Origin of the sequence: Streptomyces sp. NBC_00310 (assembly GCF_036208085.1) — a bacterium.
GTDB lineage: Bacteria > Actinomycetota > Actinomycetes > Streptomycetales > Streptomycetaceae > Streptomyces.
In genome coordinates this window covers 4,228,068-4,241,448 of record NZ_CP130714.1, presented here as the reverse complement: position 1 = coordinate 4,241,448, position 13,381 = coordinate 4,228,068, and the positions used below count along the sequence as shown (strand labels likewise).

At 70.6% G+C, this 13,381-nt stretch carries 13 protein-coding genes, 1 tRNA gene and 2 pseudogenes; 6 read left to right on the top strand and 10 right to left on the bottom strand.

Features of this window, described 5'->3' with window-relative positions:
- The first annotated feature begins 88 nt into the window (after positions 1 to 88).
- Entirely contained in the window at positions 89 to 1,144 is a 1,056-nt protein-coding gene (locus tag OG202_RS18535) for a LacI family DNA-binding transcriptional regulator (protein ID WP_326585813.1), read from the top strand.
- A gap of 58 nt (positions 1,145 to 1,202) precedes the next feature.
- On the opposite strand, the pseudogene OG202_RS18530 reads toward OG202_RS18535, so the two are convergent.
- Both OG202_RS18530 and OG202_RS18525 read right to left on the bottom strand, forming a co-directional pair.
- Positions 1,203 to 1,532 (bottom strand): annotated as a pseudogene (locus tag OG202_RS18530) (hypothetical protein); the annotation flags it as partial.
- 137 nt (positions 1,533 to 1,669) lie between these two features.
- Positions 1,670 to 1,942: a GntR family transcriptional regulator gene (locus OG202_RS18525; protein ID WP_327729575.1), complete on the bottom strand. Its 273-nt coding sequence runs from the start codon at positions 1,940 to 1,942 to the stop codon at positions 1,670 to 1,672.
- A 264-nt stretch (positions 1,943 to 2,206) separates the two neighbouring features.
- Between OG202_RS18525 and OG202_RS18520 the strand changes: the two genes are divergently transcribed.
- Positions 2,207 to 2,443 (top strand): hypothetical protein, encoded by a 237-nt coding sequence (locus OG202_RS18520; protein WP_327729576.1) that lies wholly within the window; start codon positions 2,207 to 2,209, stop codon positions 2,441 to 2,443.
- 328 nt (positions 2,444 to 2,771) lie between these two features.
- Positions 2,772 to 3,629, top strand: a complete 858-nt coding sequence (locus OG202_RS18515; protein WP_327729577.1) for a serine/threonine protein kinase — start codon at positions 2,772 to 2,774, stop codon at positions 3,627 to 3,629.
- Between the two features lie 31 nt (positions 3,630 to 3,660).
- Here the strand turns inward: OG202_RS18515 and OG202_RS18510 are convergent, their stop codons facing one another.
- Positions 3,661 to 5,439: a tetratricopeptide repeat-containing protein gene (locus OG202_RS18510; protein WP_326582590.1), complete on the bottom strand. Its 1,779-nt coding sequence runs from the start codon at positions 5,437 to 5,439 to the stop codon at positions 3,661 to 3,663.
- A 115-nt stretch (positions 5,440 to 5,554) separates the two neighbouring features.
- On the opposite strand from OG202_RS18510, the gene OG202_RS18505 reads away from it, so the two are divergent.
- On the top strand, positions 5,555 to 5,815 hold the full coding sequence (locus tag OG202_RS18505; protein ID WP_326582591.1) for a hypothetical protein: 261 nt from the start codon (positions 5,555 to 5,557) through the stop codon (positions 5,813 to 5,815).
- A 51-nt stretch (positions 5,816 to 5,866) separates the two neighbouring features.
- On the opposite strand, the gene OG202_RS18500 is transcribed toward OG202_RS18505, so the two are convergent.
- The 4 genes from OG202_RS18500 to OG202_RS18485 form a co-directional block, all read right to left on the bottom strand.
- A tRNA-His gene (locus tag OG202_RS18500) sits at positions 5,867 to 5,939 on the bottom strand.
- Positions 5,940 to 6,066: 127 nt separating this feature from the next.
- Entirely contained in the window at positions 6,067 to 6,669 is a 603-nt protein-coding gene (gene orn / locus OG202_RS18495) for an oligoribonuclease (RefSeq protein WP_326582593.1), read from the bottom strand.
- A gap of 92 nt (positions 6,670 to 6,761) precedes the next feature.
- Positions 6,762 to 7,988, bottom strand: coding sequence for a helix-turn-helix domain-containing protein (locus OG202_RS18490; RefSeq protein ID WP_326582594.1), 1,227 nt, complete (start codon positions 7,986 to 7,988; stop codon positions 6,762 to 6,764).
- Between the two features lie 378 nt (positions 7,989 to 8,366).
- Positions 8,367 to 8,726 (bottom strand): hypothetical protein, encoded by a 360-nt coding sequence (locus OG202_RS18485; RefSeq protein WP_405961121.1) that lies wholly within the window; start codon positions 8,724 to 8,726, stop codon positions 8,367 to 8,369.
- A gap of 432 nt (positions 8,727 to 9,158) precedes the next feature.
- On the opposite strand from OG202_RS18485, the gene OG202_RS18480 reads away from it, so the two are divergent.
- Positions 9,159 to 9,689 carry a universal stress protein gene (locus OG202_RS18480; protein WP_326582595.1) on the top strand — a complete coding sequence of 177 codons (531 nt, stop codon included), beginning with the start codon at positions 9,159 to 9,161 and terminating at the stop codon, positions 9,687 to 9,689.
- 268 nt (positions 9,690 to 9,957) lie between these two features.
- Here OG202_RS18480 and glmS read toward each other — a convergent pair whose 3' ends face one another.
- Together glmS and OG202_RS18470 are read right to left on the bottom strand one after the other, a co-directional pair.
- Positions 9,958 to 11,775 carry a glutamine--fructose-6-phosphate transaminase (isomerizing) gene (gene glmS / locus OG202_RS18475; protein ID WP_326582596.1) on the bottom strand — a complete coding sequence of 606 codons (1,818 nt, stop codon included), beginning with the start codon at positions 11,773 to 11,775 and terminating at the stop codon, positions 9,958 to 9,960.
- Between the two features lie 27 nt (positions 11,776 to 11,802).
- Positions 11,803 to 12,060, bottom strand: a complete 258-nt coding sequence (locus tag OG202_RS18470; RefSeq protein ID WP_326582597.1) for a hypothetical protein — start codon at positions 12,058 to 12,060, stop codon at positions 11,803 to 11,805.
- A gap of 171 nt (positions 12,061 to 12,231) precedes the next feature.
- Here OG202_RS18470 and OG202_RS18465 point away from each other — a divergent pair.
- A pseudogene (locus OG202_RS18465) lies at positions 12,232 to 12,431 on the top strand (phosphoesterase); the annotation flags it as partial.
- Between the two features lie 50 nt (positions 12,432 to 12,481).
- On the opposite strand, the gene OG202_RS18460 reads toward OG202_RS18465, so the two are convergent.
- Entirely contained in the window at positions 12,482 to 13,357 is an 876-nt protein-coding gene (locus OG202_RS18460) for a DUF4429 domain-containing protein (protein WP_327729580.1), read from the bottom strand.
- Between the last annotated feature and the right edge of the window lie 24 nt (positions 13,358 to 13,381).

Sequence of the window (13,381 nt, the reverse complement as noted above, 5' to 3'; positions counted from 1 at the left end):
AAACCCGAATGACCACTTCCTGGACGTCGTACGAGGATCAGGACTGTTAGATTCCACGCCAGCGCGGTGTGAACGGGAGGCGACCATGGTGACAGGCCACGGAGCACGGGGCCGGAGCGGTGGGCGGCCGACGTTGGAAGAGGTCGCCGCACGGGCCGGTGTGGGCCGGGGGACGGTGTCCCGGGTGATCAACGGCTCGCCCCGGGTCAGCGACGCGACCCGCGCGGCGGTCGAGGCGGCGGTCGCGGAGCTCGGCTACGTCCCGAACACGGCGGCCCGCGCGCTCGCGGCGAACCGTACGGACGCGATCGCGATGGTCGTGCCCGAGCCGGAGACCCGCTTCTTCGCGGAGCCCTACTTCTCCGACATCCTCAAGGGCGTGGGGGCCCAGCTGTCCGACACGGAGATGCAGCTCCTGCTGATCTTCGCGGGCAGCGACCGGGAGCGCCGCCGCCTGGCCCAGTACCTGGCCGCGCACCGCGTCGACGGCGTCCTCCTGGTCTCGGTCCACGCGGACGACCCGCTCCCCGATTTGCTGTCACAACTGGAAATCCCGGCGGTCATCAGCGGCCCCCGTTCAGAGCTGGAAACCCTCCCCTCCGTCGACTCCGACAACTACGGCGGCGGCCGCTCGGCGGTGGAGCACCTGCTCGAACGAGGCCGCACCCGGATCGCCACCATCACCGGCCGCCTGGACGTCTACGGCGCCCAGCGCCGCGTCGTCGGCTACCGCGAGGCCCTGGAGGACGCCGGCCGCGAGGTCGACGAGCGTCTGATCGTCCCCGGCGACTTCACGGAGGAGGGCGGCCGACGGGCCATGGCGGAGCTGCTGTCCCGCTGCCCCGACCTCGACGCGGTCTTCGCCGAGTCCGACGTGATGGCCGCCGGCGCCCGCCAGGTCCTCCGCGAGGCCGGCCGCCGCATACCCGACGACGTGGCCCTCGTCGGCTACGACGACTCGGCGATCGCCCGCCACATGGATCCCCCGATGACGAGCGTCCGCCAGCCCATAGTGGAAATGGGCCGCGCCATGATCGACCTCCTCCTCGACGAGATCGCGGACCGCCGCCCGGCGGTGTCCCGGGGGCTGGAGCGACGCCAGGTGATGCTGCCCACGGAACTGGTGGCGCGGGCTTCTTCCTGAGGGGGCGGCTGCTGCTCCCCGGGGCCGCACGTGCGTGCGCTGGGAAAGTGGCGGCGGGTCATGGCCTGTGGTCGCGTCCGTCGCGTCCGTCGCGTCCGTCGCGTCCGTCGCGTCCGTCGCGTCCGTCGCGTGGGGCGAAGGCTGCGAGGGCGTCGGCGTCGGTCGCGCGTGCGTGCAGGAAGTAGTCGGCCCATTCGGTGATGTCGGGGTAGGACGATTCCTGGCTGAGCTGGGTGGCCGCGGCTTGGACGTCGAAGTGCGTGGTGCGGAGTTCGACGCCTGGGCCCAGGAGGGCCCAGTGTGCTCCGGCTCGTCCGTAGGGCATGCCGACGCTGCCGGGGTTGTTCACGAGTCGGCCGTGGGCGATGCGGACGAACGGCATGTGAGTTCAGCGAGCACTGCCTCCAGGGCCGGCAGGACTCCGTGAATATCGGACAGGACGGCTACTCGGTTAGGCATGGTCACCACAGTGGGGTGAAGACAGCCGAGTGGTGTGATCTTTCGCCCCGCGCGTAGCGCCGAGTTTCAGTCGGTGGAGTCGCTGTCTCCGGTTGCGCCCGGGTTCGTCTGCTCCATGACGAACGACCCCTTCCCGCGCACAGTGACGATGAGGCCGCGCTGACTCAGGAGCTGAAGAGCGGATCGTGCGGTCGGGCGCGAGACGCTGAACTCGTCGCAGATGGCCGCCTCGGACGGGACCCGGCGGCGGGGAGGGTACGTGCCGTCCGCGATGCGCGCGCTGAGTATGACGGCGATCTGTTCGTACAGCGGCTCAGGTCCTTCAAGGTCGACAGTCATATATCGACCCTATTTGACCTGCGACGATGCCTATCGATACGTGAAGCCATGTGACATCACCTGACAACACCTTACAAGTGGCGTAATCTCTCGACATGGAAAGACCCCGGCGAGGTTGTGCGACCTCCCGGGGCATGGCCACCAGCTTCGAAGGAGCTGACGACAGTGAGCATTATCCACGCGTTCCTGCGATGGGCCCTGGGCGTTGTCGCCCCCGGCACCGGCAGGCGACGGGCCGTTTCCCGGCCTGCCGGATCACTTACGGTGCCTCGACCGCACGCGTTGCCCACGGCCCCGCGACGACTCCTGGCCCAGCGGTCCCCGTACGGGCTTCACGGCCCGCTCGACGGCGGCGCCACCGCCATGGTCCGCCCGTACGTCGTCGAGTCCGAGCGGGAGCAGGCCCGGCAGTCTCGGCGGAGGGTCGCCCTGGTGGTGCTCGCGGCGGACTTCGGTGTCGATCTCGATGATCACGTGATCGGCGCGAAGGCGGTGGCGTGATGAGCACCTGCGAACCTCCCCGCCGTCCCGGCCCGCTGCCGGTGAGCGTCGGCGACGTTGTTCGGGACGCGGGGACCGGGCGGATCGGCAGGGTGATGGGGTTCGTCGGTCCGTACGTGCAACTGCGGCCAGTCGGTGGCGGGCAGGAGTGGGACGCCCGACAGGAACGGCTCAAGCCGGTGACTCGGTCCGAAGCCCTGAGTGAAGGCGTTGCCAGGAGCAACGCGCGGTCGAGAGGGGAGAGGTTGTAGCGGCGGGCCCGACGTCCGGGCACGTGTGGCAGCACGCCCCGCCGCGGCTGGGGCGTGCTGCTGGCAGCCTGGCCTCCATGGAGAACCTTGGTGCAGGGCAAAGCCCGGACCACCACCCGCTGTTGGGCCTGGAGCGGATCGACGGCCCGGTGGCGGAGTGTCTGGCCCGGATCGGTGAGGTCTTCCGGGTGTTCGAGAAGCAGGACTCGGGGTGTGTGGCGTACGGGGTGCGGTTGCCCGACCGTGCTGAGCGGTGGTTCGTGAAGACGGCCGTCGAAGCGGTGGGGCGGCGGTCGTTGGAGCGGGCGTGGGACTTTCACCGGGCCGTGCGGCACCCGGTGATCGTCCCGCAGGTGCACCGGATCGCGTTACGGGCCGGGGCGGCGGCCGTGGTCATGCCCTGGCGGGACGGTGAGGTGCTGTACGACCCCGCCGAGCGCGGCCGGCGCGACCGTACGACCCCGGGCAGCCCGATGGCCCGCTTCCGGGCCCTGCCCGTCGCTCGGGTCGAGGCGGCCATCGACCGCGTACTCGACGCTCATCTCGCCGTGGAGGCCGCTGGGCACGTCGCCGTGGATCTCTACGACGGAGCCCTGCTGTACGACTTCACGGCGCACCAGACGCACTTGGTCGACCTCGACGAGTACCGGCCCGGCCCCTTCGTGCTGGACGCCGAGCGGTTGCCGGGCTCCACCCGTCTCATGGCCCCGGAGGAGTTCGAACGCGGCGCCGTCATCGATATCCGTACGACCGTGTACGTCCTCGGCCGCATCGCCCGCCTCCTCCTCGACGCGGGTGACGAGGAGCGCGCCTGGCGTGGCACGGCGGCCCAACTGGCCGTACTGGAGCGGGCCACGCGCCCCGACCCGGCCGAACGCTTCGCGCGCGTACAGGGGTTCGCGGAGGCCTGGCGGGGCGCGGCGCCCGCTTCCTGATCCCGCGATGCGTGGGCCGGTGGGCCTGCCGTCAGTCCTGGTCCCGCCGGGGCAGATGCCGCAGGCACTCGGCGACCGCCGCGCTCACGGCGTTCACCGTGGCCGGGGCGAGCAGTTGGGGGCAGTTCAGGAAGTCCTGGAGGGGCGCCACCACGGACGACAGTACCGACTCCATCTCGTGCGGCCGTACCAGGCCGACCGCCTTCCGTAGCTCCGCGAGACCCTCCTCCTCGCGGCCTGTCAGCAGCAGGGTGTCCGCGAGGTCGAAGACAGGCCATGGGTCGGTCCCCACCGCGTCCTCCGCGGCGAAGCGCGCCAAGTGCTCCAGGCGGCGGAAGCGGCCGAAGACGGGGGTGGGGTCGGTGCCGCGGACTCCGTGGAGCAGCAGTTCCACCCGGGCCTCGTTGAGCCGCGGATAGGTGTCGTTGCCGCTCAGCTCGCTGGCCCGGCGGTAGCTGCTGAGGGCCCTCTCCAACTCCGTGGTGTCGAACCGCTCGGGAAGGTCCCGGCGGGCCAGACGCCGGTGCAGGCCGCCGAGAGTGGCCCACGTCTCCGCGTCGGAGTCGTCGAGTTCGACCGCGCGGGCGAAGGCGTCCGCGGCCGACTGGAGCGCCCCGCGCTTGCTGCGCGTGGTGCCCAGCTCACGCCAGCTCGGGGCGTGGTCGGTCCGCAGCCGGACACAGATCCGCAGTGCGGCCTCCGCCTCGGCGTGGCGGTTCTCACGGCGGAGCGCCACACCCAGCTCGAAGTGCCCGCGCAGGCTCGACGGGTTGCGGTCCACGGCGTCGTGCAGCAACTCGATGGCGCGGGTCGGGTCGTCGCCGCCCAGGGCGAGCGCGGCGTCGATGAGGTCCTCGCCCTGCTGTGAGCGCAGGCCCGCGATCTCCGTGGCCAGCCCCTCGTACTGGGAGCGCGGCACGGTGACGTAGTCGGAGCCCTCGCGCACCGGGCTGTCCACGTGTTCCGGCCGACGCAGTCCCCCGACGACGGCCTGAGTGATCTGCCGCTGGGCCTCCTTGAGCTCGTCCGGCATGGGGCCGTAGCTGATCACCCGGCTCGCCGAGGCGTTGAACAGGACCTCGCGGACGTCCTGGGCGATCAGTACGGTCACCGCGTCGCGCAGCGCCCAGCGGACGCCGAGTTCGAGGTAGACATTGGGATTGGCGCCGCTCAGGTCGGCTATGTAGACGTCGGCGTCCACGGCCTCCCGGAACATCGAGAGGTGGATCGTCCCCATGGACGTCTTCTCCTTCTCGATGACCAGTTGTGTCTCGCACTCCATCGCCTCGCCGACAAGGGCGGCCACGGGATCCAGAAGCTCGCGCCGGATCTCCGGGATGTTCGTCCAGCGGGCCTCGTCGCCCATCGAGGTGCCGGGCATCGCCACGAAGATACGGACCGTTCGCGGCGGCTCGTCGAACGCGGACGCGTCGGCCGGTCGATCGGGCGCGGGTGGTCGCGCCACCTCTGACGGTCGCTCCCCCTCGGCTGAGGCGGTGGTCTGCCTGGTCGAGCTCTGAAGGAGTTGAAGGGCGCTCCAGCGATCACGCCAGAACTCGAGCCGAGGGTCACGCGGCGCAACCGGTTCGTGTCCTCTGTCGGTGAAGCCCAGCAACGTCTGCACGAGCGCGAGCAGCAGGTCGAGTCGCGGCAGGCGCTTGCCGTTGAGTACCTCGCTGACGGTCGACGGCGGGAGCGGGCGCTCTGCGGGGGCATGCCGTTCGATCTCGCGCAGAGCGGGGTTCCCGTGCCGGATCTGAAGGGTCTTCAAGTCCGCGGCCAACTCCGCGAGCCCCTGCTGCACGTCCACGCCGTCCCCTCTCCGACACCCGTGCCCGCCATCCGGCGCAGGAGAGCCCCCGGCCGTCCGAGGACGTTCGGGGACGTCCGGTCACGTCCGGGATGCTGCGGGACCGTTCGACGGCATGAGCATTCCCACTCGGCCCGGCTTCACTGGCGGCATGACCGATAAATCACATGCCACGAAGCGTTCGACCGAGCAGGGAGCGCGTGCGACGGCTCGTGGGGCGCTCGCGGAACGCGCACTCGATTTCATCGCCCTGGTGGGCTTGCTCACGGTGGTCACGGCGGTGTTCCTCTTGGCCGGGCCCGAAGCGTTCGCCGCTGTCACTTCTGTCGGCACGGGCCTGTTCGCGGCTTGGCGCGGCCATCGGCGGCAGACCTGACGAACCGAATCGGCCCCGGTCCGCTTTCGCGGACCGGGGCCGATTCACCAGGGTGAGTGACGGGACTCGAACCCGCGGCATCCTGGACCACAACCAGGTGCTCTACCAGCTGAGCTACACCCACCATGACCGGCGGTTCATCCGAAGGTTTCACCGACCGGCCGAGAAAAAGTGTACAGGGTCTTCAGGGGTGCCCGCGCACGCGTTTCGGTGGGGGGCTTTCGGGGCCCGGCCGGGGCCCCGGTGACGGGCTACAGCGCGGGCAGGACGTGCTTCGCGGCGATGGCGCGGGCCGTCTCCGAGTCGGGGCCGGGCTGCGGGACGAAGATCGCCTCGCGGTAGTAGCGGAGCTCGGCGATGGATTCGCGGATGTCGGCGAGGGCCCGGTGGTTGCCGTTCTTCTCCGGGCTGTTGAAGTACGCCCGCGGGTACCAGCGGCGGGCCAGCTCCTTGACCGAGGAGACGTCCACGATGCGGTAGTGGAGGTAGCTCTCCAGCGCCGGCATGTCACGGAGGAGGAAGCCTCGGTCCGTGCCCACCGAGTTGCCGCAGAGGGGGGCCTTGCGCGGTTCCTTCACGTGCTCTCGTACGTACGCCAGGACCTGCGCCTCGGCGTCGGCGAGCGTCGTGCCGCCGGCCAGGGCGTCGAGCAGGCCGGACGCGGTGTGCATCTCGCGCACCACCTCCAGCATCGTCTCCAGCGTCGAGTCCGGCGGGCGGACGACGATGTCGACCCCCTCGCCGAGCACGTTCAGCTCGGAGTCGGTGACGAGGGCGGCCACTTCGATGAGCGCGTCGTCGGACAGCGAGAGGCCGGTCATCTCGCAGTCGATCCACACCATGCGATCGTTCATGTGTCTCACCTTACGGCCCGTGACAGCCGTACGGCCCGGCCCTGCACCGGGATGATCAGGTGCAGGACCGGGCCGCTACGAGCCGTGGAGTGCTACGGCGCGCTGCGCTGGCCCGGCAGACGGCCCGTCGCGTACAGCTCCGGCTTGGCGCCCTCCGTGGAGAGGGACGCCGACGGCGCCAGGGCGCTCGCCGCGGCCGTGCGGCGGGCCTGGAGCGGCACCGGGGCGTGCTCCGGCGACATCGGGGACGGCCCCGGGACGCCGTGCGGGCCGTCGTGGTGGTCGCCGGGCTTGTCGCCCTGCGGACGCCGGGCCCGGTACGCCGCCCGGTACGCCGCCGGGGACGAGCCCAGCTGCCGCCGGAAGTGCCCGCGCAGCGCCACCGGCGAACGGAAGCCGCAACGCCCCGCGACCTCGTCCACCGAGTAGTCCGACGTCTCCAGCAGACGCTGCGCCTGCAGCACGCGCTGGGTGATCAGCCACTGCAGGGGAGCGCTCCCGGTGAGCGAACGGAACCGGCGGTCGAACGTACGACGGCTCATGTACGCCCGCGCCGCGAGTGTCTCCACGTCGAACTGCTCGTGGAGGTGCTCCAGCGCCCAGGCGACGACCTCGGCGAGCGGGTCGGCGCCGATCTCCTCTGGTAAAGACCGATCGAGATAGCGCTCCTGGCCGCCCGATCGACGGGGTGGGACGACGAGTCGACGGGCCAGCGCGCCGGCCGCCTCGTTCCCGTGGTCGGTCCGCACGATGTGCAGACACAGATCGATCCCGGCCGCGGTGCCGGCCGAGGTCAGTACGTCGCCGTCGTCCACGAAGAGCTCACGTGGATCGACGTGGACGGACGGATAGCGCTTGGCCAGCGTCGGCGCGTACATCCAGTGTGTCGTCGCGGGCCTGCCGTCCAGCAGGCCGGCGGCGGCCAGCACGAAGGCGCCGGTGCACAGCCCGACGATGCGGGCACCCTCTTCGTGCGCTCGGCGCAGAGCGTCGAGCGCCTCCTCCGGCGGCGGTGAGGTGATCGAACGCCATGCGGGCACGACCACCGTGCCCGCCCGCGAGATCGCCTCAAGGCCGTTCGGTGCGGTGAGTTCCAGGCCCCCTGTGGTCCGCAGCGGGCCGTCCTCGCCCGCGCACACCAGTAGGCGGTACCGCGGTACGCCGGCGTCCTGGCGGTCGATCCCGAACACCGACAGCGGTATGGAACTCTCGAAGATGGGACCGCCGCTGAACAGCAGCACCGCGACGATCTCCTTGCGGCGTCGCCCGGACAGCTTCCGGGCCGCGGCTTCCGGCGCGGCGGTGGAGTCGTGGCTCATACTGCTAAGCCCCCCTCGGTGGTCGCGGCTCCTCGGTTGTGTCGCTCCTGCACGTTTCCCCTTGGTCCTGCACGAGTCCCCCGCCGTAAGACAGTCATGATCGAATCTACTGTGTCGCGCGGTGCCGGCGTGACCAGTTCGCCACCCGGCACATTGTCGACATGGCAACTTGGCGTGAAGCATTCGATCACGAAGCGTTGCACTCGTGGGCCGTGCAGGGAAGTGCGCCTCGTCCCCGTGGCCGGTCCACGTAGGGTGCGCGTGGCCCTTGGACCCCTTTCAGTGCAGGTCGAACGGGGGGTGGAGGGGTGTTCGACCAAGGGACGTGCAGGTAACCGAAGTTGGCTGAAAAGATACGGGGGTGTGCGCGGAAACCGGTCAGTCGACCGGCGTACTCGGGCCGGAGTTCCGTCCGCCCCTGTGCGCCCCTGAGGCGGAGCGTCCGCGCCGGCCGCGCCCGGGGGTGCGATCTTCGGCCATCGAACGGCCGGCCGCCGCGCGGGCCGCGCCGCGTTCGGACTGGCGCAGGAGGACGCGGCAGACGCCGGTGACCGCCGCGAGGCCGAGGGCCGCGCCCGTCGCGCCGGCGAGTGAGGTGCCGTACCAGACGAGCACGACCGGGACGAGGACGCAGCTGAACGCCGCCCAGCGGACCACGTCCGTGGCGGTGTCGGTGGGGTGAGGGGGGATCTCGTCGGCCTCGGGGACGGGCTGGGGCGCGGTGCGGGGTACGGACACGGCGGGCTCCCTCCTTGGCTCCCTGGGGTGCGGCTTACCGGGGTTCAACGCGTGTTCGAGCTGTCGGTCACTGGCGCTGCCTGATCGGGTTGCCGTGGGGTGGGTTTCGCTCACCGGAGTCACGGCGGACGGACGCACGGCCATGAGCGCGCCCAGCGGCACGGCTGCCCGCTGGGGCGACGCGCACACCTGTGCCGCCGTGTCCGTGTTCCTGTGGAAACCGGCTGTACGTGGCAGCAACCATTGCGTTACGGGCCGGTGCTCGTGCATGCTCCCTGGAACCCCGCGCAGCCGGTGCGGGATCTGGGCGGAGGAGGCGTGCGGTCGTACCCTTGGGGGTATGGGGTCGGGAAGACGATTCCCGGACACGGCTCCGCCGCACACTGACGTCCCATCCACGTCCCACACGAGGATCCAAACGCCGAGACACCCATGGCCGGTCACGAATTCTTCGACTCCGCGGACCGCAAGCGGCGGCCCGTCGCCGATCACACGGCGGCCGAGCCCCTTGCGGCGGAAGAGGCACGCCCGTCCTGCGATCCCGCCTTCAAGCACGGCGTCGTCGTCGGCTTCGACGGTTCGACGTCCAGTGAGCGCGCCCTCGCGTACGCCGTCGGTATGGCCCGCCGCTCCGGCTCGGGCCTGATCATCGTGCACGTCGCCAATCGGCTGCCCACGACCGTGTGGGCCGGCTGCGAGCCGCCCGTCTTCGTCGACGTTCCCGATCACCGCACCGAGGTCCTCGGGCTGGAGCTCGCCTGCGCCGACTATCTGGCCGAAGTGCCCTGGATCCTCGTCGAGCGCGGCGGCGACATCTGCCACGAACTCGAAGAGGTGGGGCGGGAGTACGAGGCCGACGCGATCGTCGTCGGGTCCACGCACGGGATCGTGGGGCGGATCTTCGGGTCCGTCGCCGGGCGGCTCGCCAAGCGGGCGCAGCGGCCGGTCATCGTCATTCCGTGACGTTCCGCGTCCCTTCCGGAAACGCGTAAGTCTACTGGCGCGTACAGGTGTTTGTGCCCTTGTGAAGGGCATAACCCGCGTGATGCCGGACGGAGTGGTGTGACGGCCACGGGTAGTTGGCAGCGGCGTCGGGGCGTTGGGCGGCCCCGGCGCGTCATGAACGGACCCCCCGTGATGGGTGGCATCACGGGGGGTCCGTCCTCTTGTTCGGCCGCTGCGGCCGGGTGGGGGCTGGTCGCGCCCACCCGGCCGCAGCCGCGTTCCCTGCCTACTCGACCGTGACCGACTTGGCCAGGTTGCGCGGCTTGTCGATGTCGCGGCCCAGGGCCAACGCCGTGTGGTAGGCGAGGAGTTGGAGGGGGATGCCCATGAGGATCGGGTCCAGTTCGTCCTCGTTCTTGGGGACGACGATCGTCTGGTCGGCCTTCTCCTGCTCCCGGTGGGCGACGGCGAGGATCTTGCCGCTGCGGGCCTTGATCTCCTCCAGGGCGGCGCGGTTCTTCTCCAGGAGGTCGTCGTCGGGGACGATGGCGACCGTCGGGAGGGCGGGCTCGATCAGGGCCAGCGGGCCGTGCTTGAGCTCGGAGGCGGGGTAGGCCTCGGCGTGGATGTAGGAGACCTCCTTGAGCTTCAGGGAGGCCTCACGGGCCACCGGGTAGCCCCGGACACGGCCGATGAAGAGCATCGAGCGGGCCTCGGCGTACTGCTCGGCCAGCTTCTTGATCTCCTCCTCCTGCTCCAGCATCTCGGAGATCTGGGCGGGGAGCTTGCGCAGGCCCGCGATGATGCGCTTGCCGTCGCGGACCGAGAGGTCCCGGGTGCGGCCCAGGTGCAGGGCCAGCAGCGCGAAGGCCACCGTGGTGTTGGTGAAGCACTTGGTGGAGACGACGCAGACCTCGGGGCCGGCGTGGACGTAGATGCCGCCGTCCGCCTCGCGGGCGATCGCCGAGCCGACGACGTTCACGACGCCGAGGACGCGGGCGCCCTTGCGCTTCAGCTCCTGGACGGCCGCGAGTACGTCGTACGTCTCGCCGGACTGGGAGACGGCGATGTAGAGGGTGTCGGGGTCGACGACCGCGTTGCGGTAGCGGAACTCCGACGCCGGCTCGGCGTCCGCGGGGATACGGGCCAGCTCCTCGATCATCTGGGCGCCGATCATGCCGGCGTGGTACGAGGTGCCGCAGCCGAGGATCTTGACGCGGCGGATCTGGCGCGCCTCGCGGGCGTCCAGGTTGAGGCCGCCGAGGTGCACGGTGGAGAAGCGGTCGTCGATGCGGCCGCGCAGCACGCGGTCCACGGCGTCGGCCTGCTCGTGGATCTCCTTGTGCATGTACGTGTCGTGGCCGCCCATGTCGTACGAGGCCGCCTCCCACTCCACCGTGGTGGGCTCCGCCGTGGTGCGGGTGCCTTCCGTGGTGTAGGTCCGGAAGTCGTCGGCCTTCAGCGTCGCCATCTCGCCGTCGTCCAGCGTCACTATCTGGCGCGTGTGGGCCACGAGCGCGGCGATGTCCGAGGCGACGAACATCTCCTTCTCGCCGATGCCGAGGACGACGGGGGAGCCATTGCGGGCGACGACGATGCGGTCGTTGAAGTCGGCGTGCATGACGGCGATGCCGTAGGTGCCCTCGACGATCCGTACCGCCTGGCGGACCTTCTCCTCCAGGGTGGTGGCCTGGGAGCGGGCGATGAGGTGGGTGAGGACCTCGGTGTCGGTCTCGGAGAGGAACTCGACGCCGTCCGCTTCGAGCTTCCTGCGCAGGTCGGAGGCGTTGTCGATGATGCCGTTGTGGACGACGGCGACCTTGTTGTCGGCCGACATGTGCGGGTGGGCGTTGACGTCGGACGGGGCGCCGTGGGTGGCCCAGCGGGTGTGGGCGATGCCGGTGGTGCCCTTGAAGCGCGCGGGGACCTTGGCCTCCAGGTCGCGGACCCGGCCCTTGGCCTTGACCATCTTCAGACCGGCCGTCTTGGGCGAGGTGACGACTATGCCCGCCGAGTCGTAGCCCCGGTACTCCAGGCGCTGCAGGCCCTCAAGGAGCAGCGGCGCCACATCGCGCTTGCCGATGTAACCGACAATCCCGCACATATATACGTATCCCCTAGCCGTGGATGATCAGCCGTAGACGATGCGGCGCAGCTGCCTGAGCGTGAGCTCCGGCGGCGCGACCGCCCGGTACTTCAGGTCCGCCTCGATCCGTTCGAAGATCGTCGCGTTGACCAGGCCCTGGGCCTGGAGCTCGCGGTGGCGGCGACGGACGTAGCCCTCCGTCGTCTCGTCGAAGAAGGCGAGCACGTCCTGGATCACACGCAGCGCCTCGCCCCGGCTGAGGGGCGAGGATCGCGTCAAATGATCGACAAGTTCGTCGTGCACTCGGTAGATCCTGGGGGACGGAAGCGGGTTTCGCAAGAATTCTGCCCGATATCGGGCAGGGGGCTGTTACTGACCCTTGGGGGAACGTTGAATGTGTTATGAGTGGCTGTTCGTGCGCCGTCCATGCGGCGTCCCGTATTCCGTCGCCTGAGGCGACGAGTTTCGGACGCCATGGACATTCCTCGCATGGGCGTACCCGAGCGGCCGGCCGAGCGCATGAGCATGGCCGAGCAGCACGAGCACCTGCGCTCCACGTTCTCCCGGTTCTCCCGGGCTCGATGATCAGAGGCGGCGCGGTCACGCTCGGCGCCGTCGCGGGCGGCGCGTTCGTCCCGGCCACGGCCCAGGCCGCCACCTCGGCCGCCCCGGTGCGCCCGGAACGCGGGGCGCACCTCCCCTGCGGCATCGGGCGGGCGGTTCCTCACATCCGCTTGAGGACCGCCTGCTTGGCCAGGGTGAACTCCTCGTCCGTGAGGACGCCCGACCTGTGGAGGTCGCCCAGCTCGCGGAGGCGGCGCAGCAGGGCGTCGTGGTCCTCCTCGGGGGCCGGCCGGTCCGGCCGCGCCGGGGGTAGCGTCGGCTGGTGCGGCGCCGGGGCCGACGGGTGCGGGAGGCGGGCCTGTACGGCCGCCGCGACCAGGGCCATCAGCGGGTCCTTCTTGAAGCCCCACAACTCGACGGAGTTGGGGTCGTACTTGGGCGGCGCCTTGGTCGGCGCGTTCCGCACGGTGAAGCGGAGGCTGCCGTTCTCCAGGCCGACCGAGGGGTACCACTCGACGCCCGCTATGTCCGCCAGCGACAGCGTCCGCGCACCGGACGCGGCCTTGGCGTCCTCCGTCTTCCAGTTCCACTCCAGGCGTACGTGGTCGCCGTCGAAGCTCGCGGTGCCGTCCCCGGCGGAGACGGAGAGCGGCACGGCGGGCCCGGCGAGCAGGTAGGTGTCCACCGCGTCGGTGGGCACCTCGTCCAGGAGCAGCGCGCCCCGGATCTCGTCCACGAGGTACTCGGCGACGCCGTACCGGTCGGAGTCGACGCTCAGTTGGTAGGGGTCGTTGGCGTCGGTGAGCCGGCCGCCGGTCGCCTGGAGGAGGGGGTCGGAGCCGTCGCGCAGCCGGAGGCGCAGTCGCCCCGACTTCTTGCCCTGCTCGAAGGAGACGCCCGCCAACGCGCCCAGCGGGACGGTGAGTTCACCCAGGGTCTTGCGGAGCAGGCTCACGCCCTTGTCGCGGCCCGGGGTCAGCCGCAGGGTGTCGCCGTCGAAGGTCCATGTGCCGTCCCGCTGGAGGATTTCCGCCATGGGGAGGATTGTTCCACCGGCCGG

Excerpts from the sequence above, each read along its gene's own strand:
- OG202_RS18525 (WP_327729575.1), bottom strand. The coding sequence starts at position 1,942 with ATGACTGTCGACCTTGAAGGACCTGAGCCGCTGTACGAACAGATCGCC.
- OG202_RS18515 (WP_327729577.1), top strand. The coding sequence starts at position 2,772 with ATGGAGAACCTTGGTGCAGGGCAAAGCCCGGACCACCACCCGCTGTTG.
- OG202_RS18505 (WP_326582591.1), top strand. The coding sequence starts at position 5,555 with ATGAGCATTCCCACTCGGCCCGGCTTCACTGGCGGCATGACCGATAAA.
- orn (WP_326582593.1), bottom strand. The coding sequence starts at position 6,669 with ATGAACGATCGCATGGTGTGGATCGACTGCGAGATGACCGGCCTCTCG.
- OG202_RS18490 (WP_326582594.1), bottom strand. The coding sequence starts at position 7,988 with ATGAGCCACGACTCCACCGCCGCGCCGGAAGCCGCGGCCCGGAAGCTG.
- OG202_RS18480 (WP_326582595.1), top strand. The coding sequence starts at position 9,159 with ATGGCCGGTCACGAATTCTTCGACTCCGCGGACCGCAAGCGGCGGCCC.
- glmS (WP_326582596.1), bottom strand. The coding sequence starts at position 11,775 with ATGTGCGGGATTGTCGGTTACATCGGCAAGCGCGATGTGGCGCCGCTG.
- OG202_RS18460 (WP_327729580.1), bottom strand. The coding sequence starts at position 13,357 with ATGGCGGAAATCCTCCAGCGGGACGGCACATGGACCTTCGACGGCGAC.